The organism is Chlorobium sp. KB01 (assembly GCF_001975465.1).
Classification (GTDB): Bacteria; Bacteroidota; Chlorobiia; order Chlorobiales; family Chlorobiaceae; genus Chlorobium.
The window spans coordinates 17536-39027 of sequence record NZ_MPJE01000063.1 but is presented as its reverse complement, the minus strand read 5'-3'; the positions used below and the strand labels follow the sequence as shown (position 1 = coordinate 39027).

Genomic DNA, 21492 nt, shown 5'->3' with positions numbered 1-21492 from the left:
AAAATCCTTACATAGTTCTTTTAACTGGTTATAAAGCCATTATCAATGGGAGGAATAACAATGGTTACGGATAAGCATGTCAGAGCGGTGTAGTGATGAGTAATCCATCCGAGAGGGCGATAGAGGCGCTTAAGGTTGAAATAGCATCCAGGGAGAGGGAGCTGAGCAGACTGGGATCACTATTTGACGGGCAAGGTGCTGTACTCCGAAATTTTCTTGATCAGCTGAGTCTGCTCGGGATTGATGGAGAGTCCAGGCAGATGATAACCGATATCTGTCTCAATCTCATGGAGGTAGAAAAGTTCGAGAAGATGCTGAAGATGTCTCTGACTGAATCGGATACGCATTTTATCATCAGACTTCAGAAAATGCATCCTGCGCTCAACGAACGTGAATTGAAAGTCTGTCTGCTGTTAAAGATGAACTACGATCCTGGCGATATTGCCCGTTCTCTCGGTGTATCGATCAGGGGGATGGAGAGTATCCGCTACCGGATGCATAAAAAGCTCAAACTTGGAACACATCAATCAATCAAGAGCTACCTCTCAAAGTTCGTTTTTGCCGTTTAAGATTTATTCCCCTTTTCATCCGGTACTGCCGGAAAACATGGTATGGCTTCCTCAAGCCTGCCGCTGCAAAGCATAGATACTAAAAGCCATGACCGCGCATCACAACGTTTTGATTGAGATGCTTGCTGACGCTCAGAGCACGGATGGCTGCCCGCGCAATAGTTCAGACAAAAAGATGTTTTCCACATGGTCAGCTGCGGCGCGAAAAATAGAGAGAATATTTGCGGGGTTTTCTCTCCGGATTTTCCTTATGTCAGAACTCGTTTGATCCGGAATTGATGGAAGATCTCTATTTGTGTGATGAAATAATGGAGTTTTCAATAGAGAGAGAAGCCTTCAGAATATTTTATTCTTGTTTGAACGATCAATATTCTTCCATTGTTGATCTCATCAGTGGAGTTGCATCGATAATACCTGTAAATATGAAATAAATGCTGTTTGATTTTTTGATTGCTGTTTCAGTATTTATATTAGCCTGTATTTGAAATTAAGGATATTTACAATAAATCAATAAGGAGTGGATATGTCAAAAGTTGCAGAACTCAATGCAAAAATTGCCCAGCTTGAGAAAGAGCGTAACGAAATTATCAATGCTGAGCGTAAATCAGTCATAGATGATATCCGTGCGAAGCTTGTTACCTATAATATTTCTCTGGATGAGCTTGGAAGGAAGGGGAAAGCAGTGAAGTCTGCAGCAAAGACCCCATCGCCCATAAAGTACCGGAAGAACGAGCATGAATACTGGGTAGGCAGAGGCCCGAAACCCCAGTGGGTCAAGGCAGTTGAAGCAGCCGGTGAGAGTATTGAGATTTATCGTATTCCGGAATAGATCGAAGTTACGCTATCGGGAACAAGCAGCTACCGGTCGTTCTCCGAAGAAGCTTTGTTGTCTTCATGAAGGGATCTGCTCCTCCTTCACCGTTCTCGATATCGGTAATTATAAGCAGTTCATTATGCTGTCGTGTATCCACGGATAATGTTGATGTATGGCATCATCGTTAGCCGTGGTGAGCGGTAGTCCACCTGATTGACCTGACAAGAAATCGTGTGCTGTTCTTCACGCTTCAGAGCGACTCAGCTCTAATGCCGTCCCCCCGCTGATACCCGGCGCTTTTTTTATCGCTTTTCCTGATGAGGAGTTTATCTGTCAGAGATGATGATCGCTACCCTTTCGTATTGATGAAAAAAAGGTATTGCTGATTGTTATATTTGACTTTACAAATTATGAATTGCCGGAACAGGTTGTTCAAACGAAAGATTATGAGATGACAATGCTCAGAAAAAATCTGATACTTCTTCTTGTTGCCATAGGGTTATTTTTCCCTCTTGTTACTGCCCTTGCAGCAAAAACAGCTCCGGTCAAAGAGGTGCCTGCCCTCATGCCGACTCCGGCCCAGAGTGAGGCGGGTATTTATATCACCCAATATCTTTTGCAGAACCATTATCGAAAGGTTTCGGTCAATGACTCCCTCTCCCTGCAGATATTCAACCGCTATATCGATAATCTTGACGGCAGCCGAAGCTATTTTCTTGCGAGCGATGTTGAAAACCTCAAAAAGCGGTATGGTAGCCGTATTGATGATGACTTTCTTGCCGGAATGCCCACCGCCGGGTTTGAGATCTATAACTTTTTTTTGAAACGGGCGAAGGAGAAGGTAGAGTTTATGCGTGCGACGGTTGATACGGTAAATTTCAGGTTCACCCTGCCGGACAGCATCGATATTGACCGCAAGCATGACCTCTGGGCGGCTGACCGGCGTGAGCTGCTTGACTTGTGGAGAAAAGAGCTGAAATATCAGTGGCTCAATCTTAAATATTCCGGTGAAACGAAAAAATCTGTTCGGGGAGCGCTTGCAAAGAGTTTTTCAAGCCGGTTGAACCTTCTCAATCGCCTGAAACCGGAAGATGCCTTCCAGGCCTATATGTATGCGGTGACGACCTCGTTTGATCCCCATACCTCCTATTTTTCGCCCGATGAGTATGCCAATTTCCAGATTGACATGAGTCGCTCCCTTGAGGGTATTGGCGCCAAGCTGCAGACCGAGGGTGAGTATACGGTTATCAATGAGGTTATTCCTGGCGGGCCGGCCTTCAGAAGCAATCAGCTTAAAAAGGGGGACAAGATTATTGGTGTAGGGCAGGGAAAAGCGTCCGAGATTGTTGATGTCACAGCATGGCGAATCAATGAGGTGGTTAAATTGATTCGTGGGAAAAAAGGTACAATTGTACGTCTGAAAATTCTTCCCGTAAGCCAGAGAGGCAGTGGGCCGGCCATCATTGTCAGGCTTGTTCGTGACAAGGTGGATCTTAAGGAGCAGGCGGCCAAAAAACGCATTATCCTCCAGAACGGGAAGAAAATAGGGGTTATTACGCTTCCCTCATTCTATCTCGACTTTGAAGGTCAGCAGCGCAATACGGGCAATTATAACAGCACCAGCACTGATGTATTGAAAATTTTGCAGGAGCTGCAAGCCGAGAGTGTAGATGGCATTGTGATAGACCTCCGAAACAATGGGGGAGGTTCACTCGAAGAGGCGGTAAAGGTTACCGGTCTGTTTATTCCTGGTGGCCCGGTCGTACAGATCAGCAACGCCCGTGGTGCAACGACGGTGCTCAATGATGCGGATATTCGCGCACAGTTCAGCGGACCGCTTGCCGTGCTGGTCAACCGGTACAGCGCTTCGGCTTCCGAAATTGTTGCTGCAGCAATCCAGGATTACGGTCGCGGCGTGGTCATTGGCGAGAGAACATTCGGCAAGGGAACCGTTCAAAGCATCATCAGGATTTCAAGACCGATTACGTTATCCGACACTCCGGTTGATCTTGGCGAGGTAAAGCTGACGATTGCAAAGTTTTACCGGATTTCGGGAGGCAGTACCCAGCACAAGGGGGTCGAGCCGGATCTTGTTATGCCATCGATGATCGACACGGCAACAGTTGGAGAGGATACCTATACAAGCAGTCTGCCATTCAGCACCATTTCTCCGGCCAATTACCAGCCTGTTACAGCACTTTCGCAGGCGGAGATCGGAGTGCTTCGTCAGAAAGAGCTTGAGCGCTCAAAAGCGAACCCTCTTTACCAGACCTATCTTCGGGACCTGAAAACCATCGACCAGATCCGGAAAAGAAAAGGTGCATCCCTGCAGGAAACGGCGTTTAAATCGGCCATGGAGAACATAAAAAAGATCGAGAAACAGTGGGTACTCGACTCTTCAAAAGAATCAGATAACGATCTGCTGCTTATTGAGTCTGCCGGAGTGGTTTCTGATATGGTGAAGCTCCGCGACGGGAAATGATTTTTGTGGTTTGAATTGTTGTAGGGGCAAACCTGTGTGTTTGCCCTTCTTGCATTGTTATCAGGAACACAACATTCTCATACCGAACACAATAGAGAGATCTGAAAACAGAAAAAGCCTCTTTTGACAGAGGCTTTTTTGATTTGCCGAGCGGGAAACGAGACTCGAACTCGCGACCCCAACCTTGGCAAGGTTGTGCTCTACCAACTGAGCTATTCCCGCTTAATGAGCCATAAATATAAGGATATTTTTTTTTCGTGCAACTCCTTCATGCATTTTCTTGAGAAAGATGCTTTTGCACTAAGATCCTCCCCAACGACGCAATCACATCGCGTTATAAATTCAGAGCGTTTCCCTACAGCGAGAGCTCCCGGATGATCGTTTCCATATCCTTGTCACCCCTGCCGGAGAGATTGACTACGATAATGTTCTCCTCTCTCATTTTCGGCGCTCTCGTTATCGCGTAGTGGATGGCATGTGCCGATTCCAGGGCACAGATGATACCTTCAGTTTCTGCAAGGGTTTTCAGCGCGGCAACCGCCTCTTTGTCGGTAGCTGAGGTGTAGCTTACCAGACCGAGTTCCTGAAGGTAGCAGTGTTCCGGGCCTACTCCCGGATAGTCAAGGCCGGCCGAGATGGAGTGAGCCTCCTCAACCTGGCCGTCCTCATTCTGCAACAGCTTGGTCATGGCACCGTGAAGCACTCCGGTTTTGCCGAGAGTGAGCGAAGCGGCATGTCGCATCTGCAACCCCTCTCCGGCCGCCTCCACGCCGACAAGTTCGATGGATGATGCATCTTTCAGAAACTCATAAAACATGCCAACGGCATTACTGCCTCCACCAATACATGCTGCTATGACATCGGGCAGTTTTCCTGTCTGACCGAGTATCTGGGAACGGGTTTCATGACCGATTACGGCCTGAAAATCGCGAACGATCATCGGATAGGGATGCATGCCGACCACGGAGCCGATAATGTAGAAGGTCTCTTCGGGATTATTCATCCAGTCACGGATAGCTTCGCTTGTGGCATCCTTGAGTGTTCTTGATCCACTGCCGACCGCTCTGACCTCTGCTCCGAGCAACTTCATTCTTGCAACATTTGGCGCCTGTCGTCTGATATCCTCTTCACCCATATAGATCACACAATTGATGTCAAAAAGGGCACAGACCGTTGCCGTAGCTACTCCGTGCTGACCGGCGCCGGTTTCGGCGATTACCCTTTTCTTGCCCATACGGCGTGCGAGCAGCACCTGACCCAGTGCGTTGTTGATTTTATGGGCACCGGTATGGCAAAGATCCTCCCGCTTCAGGTAGATCTGCGCCCCTTTCAGGTTAAGGCTGAGCCGTCCGGCATGATAGAGTGGAGTCGGTCGCCCTACATAATCGCGCAGGAGGAGATCGAGTTCAGATTGAAACAGGGGGTCTTTTTTTGCCTTGAGATACTCCGCTTCAAGATCAGCAGCATTTTTTACAAGCGTTTCAGGAATAAACTTGCCGCCGAAAATGCCGAAATGACCGGCAGGATCGGGTGCGGAATAGAGAGTCGACACCATGGGACGAGTGAAGGTTAAATAATTGTTAACAGGCTGTTTACTGTGGTTCTTATGATAAGCCGGTCAGGAAAAACGCTCACCATACACAAATAAAAAGAATATATTTAAACTTTTATCACAGGCCATCACAATAGGGTGGCAGCAGGAGAACAAATAAACAGAGCTTCCCAATACTGAAGCGGAGAACTACACTTTTGACGATCATCAATCGAAACATCTCCCTGAAGATCATCCCGATAGTAGTCGCAGGGTTTGTTTCCTTGTTGATTTCCTGTCACCTTCATGGTGAAGAGAGTTTGCTTTCAAAAAAGGAACCAACCGGCATTGACAGCACAATTGTCTACAGTGCAAGAGATTCTGTTATCTATAATATCGACAATCGAACCATGGAGCTTCGGGGGAAAGCCGCGATCAACCATGAGAGCATGAGTATCAAGGCTCCGGATATTGTGATTGATCTCAATACCGCACTCATCAAGGCTTCCGGGGTGGCAGATTCCCTGCACAACCTGACAGCGCCGGCTGTTTTTACCGATAATCAGGGTGGTTTCAATGCTGAAACCATAAGCTATAACTTCAGGACAGGAAGGGGGGAGACCTCCAATGTTTCCTCTTATTCCGGCAAGCTGATTTTTCAGGGAGAGCAGGTTACACGACTTGAAAGCGGTGAACTGAAAATCAGTGACGGCAGGTTCACCACCTGCGATGAAGAGAGACCGCACTACTGGTTTGCTTCATCAAACATCTCCATTATACCCGGAAAAAGGGTTACTGCTCGACCGCTTGTCATGTATTTCAGTCCGGAACTTTTTTCCCGGCATCTTCCTGATATTCCGGTTCTCGCACTTCCTTACATGTCATTTTCCCTGGAGCAGGGGCGTTCGTCCGGTTTTTTGACACCGGGACTCAGAAGTGAGAGCAGTCGGGGCTATTTTTTGTCGGATCTCGGATATTTCTGGGCGGTCAATGACAATGTGGATGTCAGACTGGAAGGCGACGCGGCTCTGAACGGAAGCTGGCGACTTGGAAGCAGGATCCGCTACGCGAAACAGAATGATTATTCCGGCGGTATGTCCGGCGATTATAAACGTAATATTTTCAGTTCAGACAAGAGTGTCCATCGTGACTGGAATCTGAATGTTGTACATCGTCAGCTTTTTGATCCATCAATGCGTCTTGATCTCAATCTTGCTTTTCAGGGCGGGGATCGTACCTACGATCTGAATTCTCTTGATGCGGAAACTGTTTTGACAGGGCAGGCAAATGCCCGAGGTTCTCTTGCGAAAACGTTTAATAATGAAAGCAGTATTGCATCTCTGTTTTACGATCGGATCAAGGAACTGACAACCTACAATGCTACAGACACTTTTGGTGCCTCATATTTCCGGAACCGGTTTTATCCTTTCAGTGAGGATGTTTTTATAACTACTGATGCTGCACTTTCGGGGAGTACTACTTCGCAGAGAGGAGTATCTTCTTCCGGTTATACGGCGAGTGCCGATGTGGAGATTGGTTACTACAGGGAGTTTGCCGATGGGTATCGGGCGATATTTTCCCAGGGGGCGGGTCTGTTTGGCAATAAGCCGGTCCCGGGAATTGGTGAAGATGGTTACAGTGTAAAGCGTCTTGTCTTTCCGCTGCGGATGAAATCCACACTGTTTCGTTATTTCAATCTCAATCCGGGTTTGGCCCTCACCCGTTATTTTAACAGTGCCTCCAGCGACCGGGATTTTTCAACCACAGTTTTTTCCGTTGATGGTTCGACACGGCTCTATGGCATCCTTCAGACCGGATTTCTTGAGAATTCGCTCGGGCTCAAGGCAATCCGCCATACCGTTATTCCTGTTCTGACCTATAGATGGAACCCCGCGTTCAGCGGCAGTGGGTATGATTACTATCATCACCTCTACGACTGGGGCTATGGCAATGTCTATAACAGATTTGAAGATAACTGGTACAGCGGCCTTCCTGAAGGAGAGAGTACGGTAGGCATCAGCCTGAAAAATCTGTTCCATGGAAAATTCAGAGGATCTTCCGAATCAGCGGAGGATGATCCGGTTTATGGAGAGCATACAGTGCAACTGCTTTCGCTGAATCTCTCCACGGCATACAACTTTGCTGCCCGAACGCTGCAGCTTGCACCGTTGACCGTTACAGCCAACAGTAATGCCCTTTTGCCCGGTTTTTTGTTGAGTGCGGGCGCCATGTATGATTTTTACAGCTATGATGTGCTGACCGGTGAACGGGTAAACCGCTTCAACAGCGATGAGGGTAAAGGCCTTGTACGCTTTGCTCGGGGATTTTTGAATATGGGCTTTACACTCAAGGGGAAGCGGCGGTCTGGTGACACCCTGCCGGTTCCTGCGGCTGATGCCTTTAATCCGATTAGTGCCGCACAGCCGCTATGGCGTGAGCGATTTAATAACGGGGAGTTGAGTGAAGTTGATTATGGGCTGCCATGGCAGCTTCGGCTCTCGCTCTATCTCCAGTCTGACAGGAGTAATCCTCTTGAACCATCAACAACGGCAATGGTCACGACTTCGTCAAAAGTTGCGCTTTCAAGGAGTTTGCAGGTTGCAATTCATTCCGGTTATGATTTCCGGAACAGGGAAGTGATCTTTCCCATGCTGCAGATCTATCGCGACCTGCATTGCTGGCAGATTGGTTTCAGGTGGGTGCCGAGTGGCAATTTTCAGGGTTTTGCGCTTCAGATTGGCCTTAAAACTCCTCAAATAAAGGATCTTCGGCTAAAGTATTAGATCTGGCTCCACAATACATAGATGGGCTCCAGTAGGGATTGATACCTACATGGTCACTCCACGGGAGCTTGTCGAAGATTAATCGATAGAATCGAGAATCAGCTTCAGGCGATCATTGAACGCTTCATGAGCATCGTGATGGATGCAGTGTGCGGCTTTCGGGATGATAAAAGCGCCTGCTTGAGGCAGAAGCTGCTGAAATTCAGGGATGATTTTATGGGGAGGGAGCGCGGTATCTTCGGCACCCCAGACCAGATAAGCAGGCCCTTTGTAGTTGCAGGGTTTCTGAATCTCGTCGAGCCGGAAATCATTGGGCCGTCTTGATGGAGAGAGATAGGACCATTGGGCTCCTCTGTCCTGAAGTGGAAGAGCGAACTGGTTGATCAGGGTTACATCAACCTTTTTCTGGTTATAGTAGGTAGGCATAAGGCTCTGGCTTACACCCAAAGGATTTGCAAAAGCTGAAAAGAGCACATCACCAATCAAAGGGGAGCCGACAAGTCCGAAAAAAACACTGGTCATTCCCTCCATGGTATCTCCGAAGAGCCCGGATGGATTGGCAAGAATGAGCGCGGCTACTTTCTCGGGTTTGTGGTGCGCAAAATAGATGCCGCTTGCGGCGCCCATCGAGTGGCCGACAATAATGATTTCATCAAGTTTTTTTAGATAGAGAAATGCCTCAATCTGAGTGGCAAAGAGCTCAAGCGAGTAGCGTACATTGGGTTTTTGTGACTTGCCGAACCCGATCAGATCCATCGCATAGAGTTTGCGGTCATGGACGAATTCGGGAATATTGAGGTTCCAGTGCTCAAGCATGCCGCCATAGCCGTGAAGAAAGAGTATTGGTCTCTTTTCAGGGTTATCCCTGCCGTACTCCTGGTAACGGATTTTAGCCTCCTCATCAGGGGCAAATTGCCAGAGAAAATGTTGGTCCTTCACAGTTCTGCTCATGATGAAAATTCGAGGAAACCCGGACAGTGTCTAAAACTTATAAAGCAATATAGCGGTTGTGAGGCAATATAAAAGATATTGATTACTATATACATCAGGTTTAATTTTATCCAGTTTAACGGTATTTACTCAGAGATGCTTCAGGTTTCGAGAAAGTTTGAATATGGACTTCACGCCGTTACCTATCTGGCGACAAAAGGTTTGGATCGTGTTGTTACCGTCAAGGAGATGGCCGATGATATCGGCGTTTCCCAGGAGTTTCTTTCAAAGGCCATGCAAAGCCTGAAGCGGGCCGGTATTGCACATTCTGTCCAGGGAGTCAAGGGAGGGTATTCGCTTGGTCGCAAACCCGGCGAGATCACGGTTGCCGATATTGCCATTGCCATTGAGGGTGCGCCTCATCTGATGCGGTGCGGCAAGAAGCTGTCCAGTTGTGAAATCAGTTCATCCTGTCATCACCGTGACTATATGATCAGTCTGCAGAATAAAATTCAGGATCTTATGGCTTCGACCACTGTCGAATCGCTCCTGCGAAAGAACGCATTTTGACCTTGACCGGATTGAATAAGCTTTTTTACGAGCCTCATTCTGCCGTTATTAACCCCGTATCCGCAATGGTTCTTTTTCGATGGCTTTCCGGCCCGAACATAAACAGAGAAGATTAATTTGAACATGACAACTCAAAGGTTCAGCAATTCAGCCGTTGCTGAAACGAGTCTGCCGGATATTGTCCTTAAAGGGATCAATACCCATAACCTCGCCAATATTTCTGTCTGCATTCCCCGTAACCGGTTTGTTGTTCTGACAGGAGTCAGCGGATCGGGAAAATCAAGTCTGGCCTTTGATACGCTCTATGCCGAGGGTCACCGTCGTTACGTGGAGTCACTTTCAGCCTATGTCCGGCAGTTTCTTGAGCGCATGCCAAGGCCTGATATTGAAAGTGTGGAAGGTATTGCTCCTGCTATTGCCATAGAGCAGAAGCCGATACCGAAAAATCCGCGTTCTACAGTTGGAACGGTTTCGGAAATTTATGACTATCTCCGTCTGCTCTATGCAAGAATCGGCAAGATCTATTCGCGTGATACGAGTGAACTGGTGCTGAAGCACACTCCGGATGATGTGAGTCTGCAGGCCGGTTTTTTTGAGGAGGGCACAAAGTTTTATGTCGGTTTTCTTTTTCCCGCTCATCAGGATGCAGGTCACCATCTCTGCTCTGTGCAGGATGAGATTGCCAATCTTCTGAAAAAGGGTTTTTTCAGGGTGGTTGCCGGTGAGGAAATTCTTGATCTTAATCATGAACAGGAGTGCAAGCGGCTGCTTGATATGCCTAAAGCTGAACGCGCAAACGTAGTCGTGCTGGTTGACCGGTTTGTGGCAAAGAATGACGAGAAGGTTTTCAGTCGGGTCTCACAGGCTGCTGAGAGCTGTTTCAATGAATCGGGAGGATATGCGGCATTGAAGGTGGTCGGCGGAAAAACCTATCTCTTCAGTGACCGTCTTGAGTTGAACGGGATTGAGTACCAGGAACCATCGCCCCAGCTTTTTGCCTTCAACTCTCCGATCGGAGCATGTACGACATGTCAGGGTTTCGGCCGTATTGCCGGAATAGACGAGAGTATTGTCGTGCCTGACAAGTCGCTCTCCCTGAAGGAGGGTGCTATAGCCTGCTGGAACTCTGAAAAGTATCGCTGGCACCTTCGTCAGCTTCTTTCGGTTGCCCCTTCGTTCGGCATCCCCCTTGATGAACCCTATGAAAAGCTTTCCCGCGCACACAAGGATATAATCTGGAAAGGGCTTGGTGATGAACGCTTCAAGGGAATCCGGCCTTTTTTTGCAGAGATAGAGAAGGAGTCGGGTTACAAGATGCACTTCAGGGTCTTTTTAAGCCGTTACCGTGGTTATGCTCTCTGTCCGGATTGCGAAGGGAGCCGTCTCAACCCGGATGCTCGTCTTGTCAGGGTTTCAGGACGCCATATCGGTGAGGTTACACGTATGAATATTGCTGAGGCATCAGAGTTTTTTCGCAATCTGGAGATCTCTCCCTTTGACCGCAAGGTTGCTGAAGCGGTTCTGGAGGAGATTATCAAGCGGCTCGGCTATCTGCTCGATGTGGGTCTGAACTACCTTACGCTGGACCGCCTCACGCATACCCTGAGCGGCGGCGAGTTTCAGCGAATCAATCTCTCCACCTCACTCGGATCTCCGCTTGTCGGAGCGATCTATATCCTTGATGAACCGAGCATCGGCCTTCACCAGTGTGACTCCGCGCGACTTATTACGCTTTTACGGCGCCTGCGTGATCTTGGTAATACCGTGGTGGTTGTTGAGCATGACCGTGAAATTATCGAAGCCGCTGATGAAGTGATCGACCTTGGCCCCTATGCCGGACGTCTTGGCGGCGAGGTGGTTTTTTACGGTACGGTTGATGAGATGAAGCGGTCGGGAACCTCCCTTACTGCCGACTATCTCAACGGCAAAAAATGCATACCGGTGCCGAAGGTTCGCAGAAAACCTGATTTTACCGCTTGCATTGAGATTACCGGTGCCATGCAGAATAATCTGAAAAACATTGATGTGCGTTTTCCGCTCAATGTGTTGACCTGTGTTACCGGTGTGAGCGGTTCAGGCAAGTCCACCCTTGTCAATGATATTCTCAACAAGGGGATCATGAAGGAGAAGGTCGGGCTGAAGGAGCAGGTTGGAACTCACCGTTCTATTTCCGGCACATGGATGGTTGACCGGGTCGAGCATGTTGACCAGTCGCCAATCGGCAAGTCAAGCCGAAGCAATCCGGTTACCTACCTGAAGATATTTGACGATATCCGCACCCTCTTCTCCCGGACCAGAGAGGCCAGGGCAAGGGGATGGAAGGCCGGTTATTTTTCATTCAACATTCCGGGAGGGCGTTGTGAAACCTGTGCCGGAGAGGGAAGTGTTCACATTGAGATGCAGTTTCTTGCCGATATTGAGGCGGTATGTGAAGATTGCGGAGGTTTGCGCTACAAACCAGAGACTCTTGAAGTTGAGTACCGGGGTCTTTCGATTGCTGCCGTGCTTGACTTGACGGTTGAGGAGGCGATCACTTTTTTCAAAGAGGAGAAGGCAGTTGCAAGAAAGCTTATGGTTCTTGAAGAGGTTGGACTCGGCTACATCCGCCTTGGCCAGTCTTCAAGCACTCTTTCCGGCGGAGAAGCACAGCGGCTGAAGCTGGCAAGCTTCATTGCCCATGCCGATGCAGCGCACACGCTTTTTGTTTTTGACGAGCCAACAACCGGATTGCACTTTGAGGATATCAACAAGCTGATACTCTGTTTTGAAAAACTTCTTGAGCAGAATAACACCCTTGTTATTATTGAACACAACCCCGACATCATCATGCAGGCAGACTGGATTATCGATCTTGGTCCGGGTGCGGGTGAAAAGGGCGGCTCTCTTGTGGCTGAAGGAACTCCCGAAGCGATCGCAGTGATGGATCACTCTTTGACCGGAAGGTATCTCCGCCGTTCTTCAGAAGCGTAAGGGAAGAATCTGAATCATTTGAGCGGATCATCCTCAAGTGCTCCGCCGTGGAGGCGTATATGCGGATAGTGCGCTCCGGTGCGCTCCACCCATACATCGCATCCCTTGCTGAAATCGCTCTCATTGGCTGCAACCGAGATACGGTTTTTGGCCAGAGCCGTGATCTCATCCAGCATCCGTACGAGCAGCCGGTCCTCTTCAGTGTCGGTATTGTCAACCATTTTCGAGCGGATACTCTCCAGCTTTTCAATAGCCACCTTGCCGATTGTGCAGTAATGTGCGGCACTCAATGCGGATTGTGATTTTTCGTCCATAATTGTCGCTGGTAAAGGGTGAAATACAGACCATTCAGTATAAAGAAAATATTTGGAGTGAAATTTTTTTTTGTTATCATTAGTTGTTCTTTTAGCACTCTCACGCTGTGAGTGCTAAAAGATTAAAAGCGCTCTATTCTAACCAATAGTATCGTACTCATAATCTAAAACACAAACGAGATAAGACAATGAACTTGAAACCCTTAGCTGATCGAGTTATTGTTAAACCTGCACCGGCAGAGGAAAAAACCAAAGGTGGCCTCTACATTCCTGATACCGGGAAAGAGAAGCCGCAGTATGGTGAAGTTGTTGCCGTGGGCGCAGGCAAGGTTGCTGATAGCGGCCAGTTGCTTGAAATGCAGGTGAAAGCAGGTCAGAAAGTGCTCTATGGTAAATATTCCGGCACTGAAGTCAACGTTGAGGGTGAGGACTACCTCATCATGCGTGAGTCTGACATCTTTGCTATTCTTTAACTGTTTCTAACTTTTTAAACCTTACTGGAGGAACGCTTTACAATGACTGCTAAAGATATTCTCTTTGATACCGAAGCCAGAGCAAAGCTCAAGGTTGGTGTCGACAAACTGGCAAATGCCGTGAAAGTTACCCTCGGACCTGCCGGACGTAATGTATTGATTGACAAAAAATTCGGTGCCCCGACCTCAACCAAGGATGGCGTTACTGTTGCCAAAGAGATCGAGCTTTCCGATTCCATCGAGAACATGGGTGCCCAGATGGTTCGCGAAGTTGCTTCGAAAACCAGTGATGTTGCCGGTGACGGTACCACCACCGCTACCGTTCTTGCCCAGGCGATCTATCGCGAAGGCCTGAAGAACGTTACCGCAGGTGCACGTCCGATTGACCTCAAAAGAGGTATTGATCGCGCTGTTAAAGAGGTTGTGCAGGAGCTGAGAAACATCAGTCGCAACATCTCCGGTAAAAAGGAGATTGCACAGGTCGGTACCATCTCCGCCAACAACGATCCTGAAATCGGTGAACTGATTGCCGAGGCGATGGACAAGGTTGGCAAAGACGGTGTAATCACGGTTGAAGAGGCCAAGGGCATGGACACCGAGCTCAAGGTTGTTGAGGGTATGCAGTTTGATCGCGGCTACCTTTCGCCCTACTTTGTGACCAATCCCGAGACCATGGATGCTGAACTGGAAGATCCGCTGATTCTTATCTACGACAAGAAGATCAGCAACATGAAGGAGCTGCTTCCTATTCTTGAAAAATCAGCACAGTCCGGACGTCCTCTTCTGATTATTTCTGAAGATATCGAAGGTGAAGCGCTTGCAACGATTGTTGTCAACAAGCTGAGAGGCACCCTGAGAGTTTGCGCTGTCAAGGCTCCAGGCTTCGGTGACCGTCGCAAGGCAATGCTTGAAGATATCGCCATTCTTACCGGCGGTACGGTTATCTCCGAAGAGAAGGGCTACAAGCTTGAAAACGCAACCATCTCCTACCTCGGCCAGGCTGCCCGTGTTACCATCGACAAGGACAACACGACCATCGTTGAGGGTAAAGGTACTGCCGAAGAGATCAAGGCCCGCATCAACGAGATCAAAGGCCAGATTGAAAAATCAACCTCTGATTACGATACCGAAAAGTTGCAGGAACGCCTTGCAAAACTTTCAGGCGGCGTTGCTGTTCTCAATATCGGTGCATCAACCGAAGTTGAGCTGAAAGAGAAGAAAGCCCGTGTGGAAGATGCGCTGCATGCTACCCGCGCTGCTGTTCAGGAAGGTATTGTTGTCGGCGGCGGTGTTGCCCTGATCCGTGCGATCAAGGGTCTTGACAGAGCGGTTGCAGACAATGAAGATCAGAAAACAGGTATTGAGATCATCCGCCGCGCGCTCGAAGAGCCGCTTCGCCAGATCGTCGCAAACACCGGTACCTCGGACGGTGCTGTTGTGCTTGAGAAGGTCAAGGCCGGAACAGGCGATTATGGTTTCAACGCAAGAACCGAAACCTACGAAAACCTGGTTGAGGCCGGTGTTGTCGATCCTACCAAGGTAACCAGAAGCGCTCTTGAGAACGCTGCATCAGTTGCCGGTATCCTTCTGACAACCGAAGCTGCAATTACCGACATCAAGGAAGACAAGCCTGACATGCCGGCAATGCCTCCGGGCGGAATGGGCGGAATGGGCGGCATGTATTAATCTCCGCTCTCCATCTCTTTTCTTTACAAAGCCATCCCGAAGCAATATCGGGGTGGCTTTTTTTATGGTGTGTATCATCTCAATCCAAAAGAATTTTATACCTTTCAGAAAATTTTGCTAAACCCTATTTTTTTTCAGCCATGAGAGCCGTTGTATTGTTAAGCGGAGGTATGGACAGCCTTGTCACTACGGCGATGGCCCATGAACAGGGGTTTGAACTTGCAGCCATGCATGTCAACTACGGGCAGCGTACCTGGCACAAGGAGCTTGCTTCGTTCAGGGCCATTTGTGATCACTACAATATTGATCGACGTCTTGAAGTTGATGCCGATTTTCTTGCAAGGATCGGTGGTTCATCACTGACCGATCTCTCCATGCCGGTTAGCGGAGCCGATCTTCAGGGATCGGAAATCCCCACCAGTTATGTGCCTTTCCGTAATGCCAATTTCCTCTCCATGGCCGTGAGCTGGTCAGAGGTGATCGGCGCTAACCGTATTTTTATCGGGGCAGTTGAAGAGGACTCATCCGGTTATCCCGACTGCCGCAAAGTGTTTTATGATGCATTCAACAAAGCTATTGCACTTGGTACCAAACCCGAAACGCATATCGAGATTCTGACTCCCCTTATCGAAATGCAGAAGTCCGATATCGTGCAGAAAGGGATGGAGCTTGATGTTCCGTTTGCATACAGTTGGTCATGTTACAAAAGCGAAGGGAAGGCATGCGGCGTGTGCGACAGTTGTGCCCGACGGCTCAGGGCGTTCGAACTGGTCGGTGTCCGCGATCCGATTGAATATGAAGAGAGGCCTCGGTATATTTAGGCGTCACCGCTATTAATTTGTTACGCGATTTGATTACTTCGTTGGGCGGTGCTCGAAATCCTCAAGTACTATGTGTACATTCCGGTTTCTGTGCTCCGTCCGTCTCGTACTCAAACCGCTCACGACAATTTATAGCGGTGACTTGAAGATGTGGCTTTGGTATTGATTGTGAGGGATCCCGTTTCTGCGATAAATTCAGTAATTATCACCCATAAACCAGTTCAACCATGAGTTCTGTCAAAGCGTTTTCTTCGTCGTCCGGGTTGGAGTCGCTCAATGCGAGGTTTAACCAGTCATTCGCTCTCATGGCGATGATCTGGATTCTCGGTCTTGTCGGACATTTTACCCAACTGCAGGAGTGGCCGGCTCTCTTTCTCTATGTACTTGGCTCAATCGGTCTTGTTGTCTGGCGTGGAAAAAGTAACGGGGAATGGCAGGAGATGTTTCTTGCCGGCGGAGATCTGCGCAAGTCGCTTCTTTGGGGTGGCGTTGTCGGTTTTGTGCTGTTTGCAATGGATGTGATAAACACGGTTCTGTATTACAAAAACGGTGGACCACCGATGATGGAGATGCAGAACATCCTTGTAAACAAATCACTGCTTTTTCTCTTTCCGGTGCTGGTGTTAGCTGAAGAGTTTTTGTGGCGCGGTATTATGTTTTCTGCCATGATTGAGAAGGGGTTCAACAAACATCTGACAGTATTTTTAACTGCCATGTTCTATGTTGTCAACCACTTTGCTGTGGCACCCGTCGGCATGAAGGAGCGTGCGTTGATGGCTATGATGGCTTTTCCGATAGGCATTTTTGGAGGATATCTTGTTCTGAAAACCCGAAATGTCTGGGGCAGCGTTCTGGTGCATATGATCACCATGCTCTCCATGATGCTTGATATTTTTGTTATTCCACAACTGTTGCATTGACCGGCTGAGGCTTTATGGCTCAAAACAGAATTACCACCCGTTTGCAGCAGGATGAAAAGCTGCTGATTGCTTACTATATGCCCGAGTTTCCGGTTTCCGGCTCAACACTTCCGGTGCTTGAAGCGCTTGAAGAGAGCGGAGCTGATATTATTGAACTTGGCATGCCCTTTTCCGATCCGATTGGTGATGGTCCGGTGATTCAGGAGGCGGCTCATACAGCCATCAAAAACGGAGTAAGTATCAAAGGTCTGCTTGAACTGGTGCGTCATGCCCGCCAGGGAGAGGGGTGCCGGAGGATTATAGCCCCGATTCTGCTGATGGGTTATTGCAACCCCATCATCGCATACGGGATAGATCGTTTTTTGCAGGATGCCGCTCTGGCGGGAGTAGACGGGTTGCTTATCCCTGATTTTCTGCCGGAGGAGGCCACCCTTTTTCTTCAAAAAGCAAAAGAAGCCGGTTTGACGGTGGTTTTTCTTGTTTCACCGGTTACGCCGCCGGAGAGGATTGAGCTGATCGATTCGCTCTCAACCGATTTTTCCTACTGCCTTGCGGTTAATGCTACAACCGGCACAGCCAAGCTTTCCGATGCGTCAACTGAAGCTGCGGTGGATGACTACCTGAAACGGGTGCGGCTCCATGCGCGGAAAAAGTTTGTCGTCGGATTCGGCATCCGCGACAGGGCAAGGGTGGAGCACATGTGGAGTCTGGCTGACGGAGCAGTTGTTGGAACCGCACTCCTGCAGCATATCGCTCCGGCCTCAACCCCGGCAGAGAGTGCCCGTCTGGCCCGGGAGTTCTGGATTTCACTGAAGTGATGAGTGATGAGGAGATTTTTGGGCCACGAATTACACGAATTGGCACGAATGTAGGGGCGTGTTGCGCCCGCCCTTTTTTGTGTCCACGAATTACACGGCATTGCACGAAAGGTATTCCTCTTTGTCGTTGTTGTCGTTGCCGTCCGTTCAGTTTTTTTTAAAAAAACGGTGGCATCCCGAACTTCAGAGAGGGATCTTCTGGTACTATCTTTGCCGAGATTTCTCACCCGAGTTCCTCGGGATTCGAAATGACCTGTCGCAGTGTTATTTCTCCTTTCGAATAGTTCTCTTTATCATCCCGATCGAAGAGAGGGATCTGATTCTTTATGATTTTTCTTTTCATGCTTTTTCGTCTGTTTCGTGGTTAACATTTTTCTCTTCCAATCCGGAATCCAACATTCAAAATCCCTTCATGACCTCATCTGCTCCACATCTCCCGTCGGTTGATATCATCATTCCCCATTTCAAACGGCGAGACATGCTTGAGCGCTGTCTTGATTCGCTTGCTGAGACCCTCTATCCTGAGATGGGGATTATTGTTGTGGATAACGGAGGGAAACAGGCTGGCCTTGTCTTTATGGTGAAGCGGTACCGCAATGCACGTCTTGTGCGTCTGGAGGAGAACAGGGGGTATGCGGGGGGGTGCAATGAAGGGCTGAAACACTCTGATGCCGACTATGTGGTTTTTATGAATGATGATACCCGCCATGACCCGCTCTGGCTTGATCGGCTTGTTTCTGCGGCTCTTGAGGATGAGCGTACCGGTGCGCTCCAGCCGAAAATTCTTTCCCTGAAGGCTTTCGAAAAAGGTAAACAAGTTTTTGATTATGCCGGAGCCGCAGGAGGCATGATAGACCGCCTTGGTTATCCATGGGCACTTGGGCGTACCTTCTCGGCAATTGAGATGGATCAGGGCCAGTATGATAATGGCAGGGAGATTTTCTGGGCTTCCGGAGTTGCCATGTTTGTCAACAGATCGCTGGCAGAAGGGCTTGGTGGATTTGACGGGGATTTTTTTATGCAGATGGAGGAGATTGATCTCTCCTGGCGCATGAAACTTGCGGGCTACTCGATCCGCTCGGTACCCTCATCAATTGTGCTGCATGAAGGGGGGGCATCGCTGCCGGGCGGTTCGGCGGATAAAATCCGTTTCAACCATCGCAACAACATTTCCATGCTGATGAAGAATCTTGGCGGTGCAAGGCTGCTCTGGGTGTTGCCGATTCGTTTTTTGCTTGAATTTGCAGCCGCGCTTTTCTATCTGACACAGTTTCCGGGCAGTCTGAAAAAATCAGGTGCTGTTTGGCGTGCCATCAGTGAAAATATCCGGCAGATTCCCCCTATCATAAAGAAGCGCCGGGCAGTCCAGAAGATGAGGCGGATCCGGGACAGCGTTATTTTTCGCGACTCTCCGCTGACCTTGTTATTTCGTTACTGAAGCAGTTCAAGGGGTCTTTTTTGCCAGAGTCAATGATGATTCAGCCCGTTTTTTCATGGCAGAAAGCATTAACGGACACTCTTTTTTCTGAACATTTCTTACCGCAAAGCCTGGGGCGAAAAAATCCGGTTTTACTTCAGCCTTGTATGTCAGAAATGTCCCCTTGTCGGGAGGAGAGACCATTAGCAGCCACTCTCCCCGATAGACTTTGAAATCACCGGTGATCTGCTCAAAATTCAGCCGCCTTGGCTTCTCTCCCCACACTCTCATGTTGACAGTAACCGTTTTATTGAAAATGAACATTCCGGATTTGCCCTTCTCAAACATCACCTTCTCATTGCCATTGTCTGAAATGATTCCGCTGTCAAGCACATTCGGGACAAAATTTTTGTGATTGTCGTAGTCTGTAATAACTGCCCAGACGATTTCAGGGGGGGCTGCAATATAGACATCACCCCTGACTCCTGTCACCCCGTTTTCAAGGTGTGACAGAGCAACGATAATCTCCCCGTTGAGCAGCATTGTCCTGGCGATGGAGAGCGTGTCGGATGTAACAGGAGTGACGGGCATGGCTGTCGCCGTCGAAAAGGGAATCGCGTGCAGCGCCATTAACAGCAGCATCGTGATCCATCGTTTTGCTGAAAGGGTTTTTGTCACGGGATTTCGAGTATGTTCATCGTTTCGGAGGCGTTAAATGGCCCCACTTTTCCATATCCTTAACGGCTTCAATAATGCTTTCCTTTACATCCATGAATGAGAGGCCAAGTTCCCGCTTGATTTTAGCATTGTCATAGCGGAAGGTACGGCCTACATTGGTGCGGATATAGGTTCCGGTATCTTTCGGCTGCGTGAATGAGAGCAGTTTCATCAGTAGTGTGCCGGCTTTACCTGAGAGATCGAGCTTCGGGAGCGCATAGTTGCCGAAGCCGGACGATTTGAGCAGTGCAACAAGGTCACGCATATGCATCGCCTCTCCTGAACAGAGATAACGTCCGCTTGCCGAACTGGTTGTGATGGCAAGGATATGTGCTTTTGCAACGTCACGGACATCGACAAAACCCCAGTTTATATCCATGATCCCGGGATAGACTCCGGTCATGATATCACGGATAATCCGGTTTGTAGTGTTGAGCTGAGGCGAGAGCGACGGACCGACGACCATGAAGGGATTGATAACGACAAGGTCAAAGGGAGGCTTTTTCTGCATGATGAAATCCCATGCTGCCCTTTCGGCAAGTGTTTTGGAGTACTGGTATGGGTGGCGCTCAAGAGAGGACATGGTATTCCAGTCTTTTTCGGTGAATACTTTCGAACTCTCCGGTTCATCGGTGATCGCAGCAATTGACGAGGTGAAAACCACTCTTTTGACACTGCCTGATTTCATGCAGCTTTTGAGCACACTCTCGGTGCCCTCAACGGCAGGATCAACCAGATCCTCCTGTGGATTTTTCACATTGATTTCGTAAGGGCTCGCGGTATGGATGACATAGTCGCACCCCTCAACTGCAAGGTCATAGGCGCGCTCCTGCATCAGGTCAGCCTTTACCAGCTCAAGCCGGTCAGAAGCACCGGGCAGATTGAGCAGAAATGGATAATGATCGGCACTTTTTCGGACTGTTCCCCTGACCCTGTAGCCCTCCAGGAGCAAATCCCTTACAATATATGCGGCAATGAATCCGGAGGCTCCGGTAACACATACGGGTTTACTGGTGATCATAATTCACTCTGTACTGAATGGTTGAAATAATCGCTGTTACTTGGCTTTGCTGCTCTTTTCACAAGCTGTCGCTTCTGCCGTTTTTTTGTGCGCCTTGAGTATGCCAGGCATATCCTGCCACTGCACAAAGCTTACAAGAATCGGTGGAGCAAAAAAAAGCGGTCTGATCTCCGCATGGTAGGAGAGTATGGTTCCTTCAAGTGAGTCACTGCTCTCAAGAATCCACTCTCCCCGGTAGACGCTGAAATCCCCCTCTACCTGTTCGAATATGACTTTTTTCAGAAGCTCTTCCCGTAATCGCAACCGAAAATAAACGGTCTTTTCAAAAAAAAAGATGCCGGTTTTTCCCGTCTGATCCAGAGTAACCTCATTTTCTTTTCGCTCCACAACTCTGCTTGCGATAACTTTCGGCAACGTGTTATGGAGATTGTCGTAATCCGTCAGGGCTTTCCATACATGCTCTGCCGGTGCAGCTATCAGGATTTTACCGTCAACTTTTACGATGTCGTGCGGAAGAAATGCAAGCTCAACAATGGGCTCGCCCTCCTTTAGTCGGGATATCTCCCTTGATTGCTGTTCCATATCTCTGTAGATGTAAAGCGTTTTCCGCTCTCTTCCAGGTCAAGCTTGTCTGGTGTTGGGGCATTGCCATCAGA

The 21492-nt window shown here is 48.8% G+C and carries 18 protein-coding genes and 1 tRNA gene; 12 read left to right on the top strand and 7 right to left on the bottom strand.

The features are described from left to right. The first annotated feature begins 95 nt into the window (after positions 1–95). The 3 genes from BOO20_RS06335 (at position 96) to BOO20_RS06320 (ending at position 3865) form a co-directional block, all read left to right on the top strand. Positions 96–569: a hypothetical protein gene (locus BOO20_RS06335; protein WP_076791445.1), complete on the top strand. Its 474-nt coding sequence runs from the start codon at positions 96–98 to the stop codon at positions 567–569. 523 nt (positions 570–1092) lie between these two features. Beyond that, positions 1093–1398, top strand: a complete 306-nt coding sequence (locus BOO20_RS06325) for an H-NS family nucleoid-associated regulatory protein (RefSeq protein ID WP_076791442.1) — start codon at positions 1093–1095, stop codon at positions 1396–1398. A 442-nt stretch (positions 1399–1840) separates the two neighbouring features. Beyond that, a complete protein-coding gene (locus BOO20_RS06320) occupies positions 1841–3865 on the top strand; it encodes a carboxy terminal-processing peptidase (protein WP_076791468.1) in 2025 nt (674 codons plus the stop codon). Between the two features lie 149 nt (positions 3866–4014). On the opposite strand, the gene BOO20_RS06315 is transcribed toward BOO20_RS06320, so the two are convergent. Both BOO20_RS06315 and trpB read right to left on the bottom strand, forming a co-directional pair. Continuing rightward, positions 4015–4087 (bottom strand) — tRNA-Gly (locus BOO20_RS06315). Positions 4088–4220: 133 nt separating this feature from the next. After that, positions 4221–5420 (bottom strand): tryptophan synthase subunit beta, encoded by a 1200-nt coding sequence (trpB, locus tag BOO20_RS06310; RefSeq protein WP_076791440.1) that lies wholly within the window; start codon positions 5418–5420, stop codon positions 4221–4223. 194 nt (positions 5421–5614) lie between these two features. Here trpB and BOO20_RS06305 point away from each other — a divergent pair, with 194 nt between their 5' ends. Continuing rightward, complete coding sequence (locus BOO20_RS06305) at positions 5615–8179, top strand: putative LPS assembly protein LptD (protein WP_076791439.1); 2565 nt, start codon at positions 5615–5617, stop codon at positions 8177–8179. A gap of 78 nt (positions 8180–8257) precedes the next feature. Here the strand turns inward: BOO20_RS06305 and BOO20_RS06300 are convergent, their stop codons facing one another. After that, entirely contained in the window at positions 8258–9130 is an 873-nt protein-coding gene (locus tag BOO20_RS06300; RefSeq protein WP_076791437.1) for an alpha/beta fold hydrolase, read from the bottom strand. Positions 9131–9265: 135 nt separating this feature from the next. On the opposite strand from BOO20_RS06300, the gene BOO20_RS06295 reads away from it, so the two are divergent. Next, positions 9266–9679 (top strand): Rrf2 family transcriptional regulator, encoded by a 414-nt coding sequence (locus BOO20_RS06295; protein WP_076791467.1) that lies wholly within the window; start codon positions 9266–9268, stop codon positions 9677–9679. 123 nt (positions 9680–9802) lie between these two features. Further along, positions 9803–12649, top strand: coding sequence for an excinuclease ABC subunit UvrA (gene uvrA, locus BOO20_RS06290; RefSeq protein WP_076791436.1), 2847 nt, complete (start codon positions 9803–9805; stop codon positions 12647–12649). A gap of 14 nt (positions 12650–12663) precedes the next feature. Here the strand turns inward: uvrA and BOO20_RS06285 are convergent, their stop codons facing one another. Further along, a complete protein-coding gene (locus tag BOO20_RS06285) occupies positions 12664–12963 on the bottom strand; it encodes a hypothetical protein (protein WP_076791434.1) in 300 nt (99 codons plus the stop codon). Positions 12964–13151: 188 nt separating this feature from the next. On the opposite strand from BOO20_RS06285, the gene groES reads away from it, so the two are divergent. The 6 genes from groES to BOO20_RS06255 all read left to right on the top strand — a co-directional run bounded on the left by groES (position 13152) and on the right by BOO20_RS06255 (position 19119). Continuing rightward, complete coding sequence (gene groES, locus BOO20_RS06280) at positions 13152–13436, top strand: co-chaperone GroES (RefSeq protein WP_076791433.1); 285 nt, start codon at positions 13152–13154, stop codon at positions 13434–13436. A 42-nt stretch (positions 13437–13478) separates the two neighbouring features. Further along, entirely contained in the window at positions 13479–15122 is a 1644-nt protein-coding gene (gene groL / locus BOO20_RS06275) for a chaperonin GroEL (RefSeq protein WP_076791431.1), read from the top strand. A gap of 140 nt (positions 15123–15262) precedes the next feature. Then, entirely contained in the window at positions 15263–15943 is a 681-nt protein-coding gene (gene queC / locus BOO20_RS06270; RefSeq protein ID WP_076791430.1) for a 7-cyano-7-deazaguanine synthase QueC, read from the top strand. Between the two features lie 227 nt (positions 15944–16170). Continuing rightward, positions 16171–16863, top strand: a complete 693-nt coding sequence (locus BOO20_RS06265) for a CPBP family intramembrane glutamic endopeptidase (protein WP_076791428.1) — start codon at positions 16171–16173, stop codon at positions 16861–16863. A gap of 14 nt (positions 16864–16877) precedes the next feature. Beyond that, positions 16878–17681: a tryptophan synthase subunit alpha gene (trpA, locus tag BOO20_RS06260; RefSeq protein WP_076791427.1), complete on the top strand. Its 804-nt coding sequence runs from the start codon at positions 16878–16880 to the stop codon at positions 17679–17681. A gap of 412 nt (positions 17682–18093) precedes the next feature. After that, positions 18094–19119 carry a glycosyltransferase family 2 protein gene (locus BOO20_RS06255; RefSeq protein ID WP_076791425.1) on the top strand — a complete coding sequence of 342 codons (1026 nt, stop codon included), beginning with the start codon at positions 18094–18096 and terminating at the stop codon, positions 19117–19119. Between the two features lie 6 nt (positions 19120–19125). Here BOO20_RS06255 and BOO20_RS06250 read toward each other — a convergent pair whose 3' ends face one another. The 3 genes from BOO20_RS06250 to BOO20_RS06240 are packed head-to-tail and all read right to left on the bottom strand — an operon-like array spanning position 19126 to position 21418. Further along, on the bottom strand, positions 19126–19776 hold the full coding sequence (locus tag BOO20_RS06250) for an SRPBCC family protein (protein WP_233120911.1): 651 nt from the start codon (positions 19774–19776) through the stop codon (positions 19126–19128). 16 nt (positions 19777–19792) lie between these two features. Next, positions 19793–20836 carry an SDR family oxidoreductase gene (locus BOO20_RS06245; RefSeq protein ID WP_076791422.1) on the bottom strand — a complete coding sequence of 348 codons (1044 nt, stop codon included), beginning with the start codon at positions 20834–20836 and terminating at the stop codon, positions 19793–19795. Between the two features lie 36 nt (positions 20837–20872). Further along, positions 20873–21418, bottom strand: coding sequence for an SRPBCC family protein (locus BOO20_RS06240; RefSeq protein WP_076791421.1), 546 nt, complete (start codon positions 21416–21418; stop codon positions 20873–20875). Positions 21419–21492: the final 74 nt, after the last annotated feature.

Coding starts and splice junctions, on each gene's coding strand:
- trpB (WP_076791440.1), bottom strand. CDS start 5,420: ATGGTGTCGACTCTCTATTCCGCACCCGATCCTGCCGGTCATTTCGGC.
- BOO20_RS06335 (WP_076791445.1), top strand. CDS start 96: ATGAGTAATCCATCCGAGAGGGCGATAGAGGCGCTTAAGGTTGAAATA.
- groES (WP_076791433.1), top strand. CDS start 13,152: ATGAACTTGAAACCCTTAGCTGATCGAGTTATTGTTAAACCTGCACCG.
- groL (WP_076791431.1), top strand. CDS start 13,479: ATGACTGCTAAAGATATTCTCTTTGATACCGAAGCCAGAGCAAAGCTC.
- BOO20_RS06255 (WP_076791425.1), top strand. CDS start 18,094: ATGACCTCATCTGCTCCACATCTCCCGTCGGTTGATATCATCATTCCC.
- BOO20_RS06325 (WP_076791442.1), top strand. CDS start 1,093: ATGTCAAAAGTTGCAGAACTCAATGCAAAAATTGCCCAGCTTGAGAAA.
- BOO20_RS06265 (WP_076791428.1), top strand. CDS start 16,171: ATGAGTTCTGTCAAAGCGTTTTCTTCGTCGTCCGGGTTGGAGTCGCTC.
- BOO20_RS06245 (WP_076791422.1), bottom strand. CDS start 20,836: ATGATCACCAGTAAACCCGTATGTGTTACCGGAGCCTCCGGATTCATT.
- BOO20_RS06295 (WP_076791467.1), top strand. CDS start 9,266: ATGCTTCAGGTTTCGAGAAAGTTTGAATATGGACTTCACGCCGTTACC.
- BOO20_RS06300 (WP_076791437.1), bottom strand. CDS start 9,130: ATGAGCAGAACTGTGAAGGACCAACATTTTCTCTGGCAATTTGCCCCT.
- trpA (WP_076791427.1), top strand. CDS start 16,878: ATGGCTCAAAACAGAATTACCACCCGTTTGCAGCAGGATGAAAAGCTG.
- BOO20_RS06285 (WP_076791434.1), bottom strand. CDS start 12,963: ATGGACGAAAAATCACAATCCGCATTGAGTGCCGCACATTACTGCACA.
- uvrA (WP_076791436.1), top strand. CDS start 9,803: ATGACAACTCAAAGGTTCAGCAATTCAGCCGTTGCTGAAACGAGTCTG.
- BOO20_RS06240 (WP_076791421.1), bottom strand. CDS start 21,418: ATGGAACAGCAATCAAGGGAGATATCCCGACTAAAGGAGGGCGAGCCC.
- BOO20_RS06320 (WP_076791468.1), top strand. CDS start 1,841: ATGCTCAGAAAAAATCTGATACTTCTTCTTGTTGCCATAGGGTTATTT.
- queC (WP_076791430.1), top strand. CDS start 15,263: ATGAGAGCCGTTGTATTGTTAAGCGGAGGTATGGACAGCCTTGTCACT.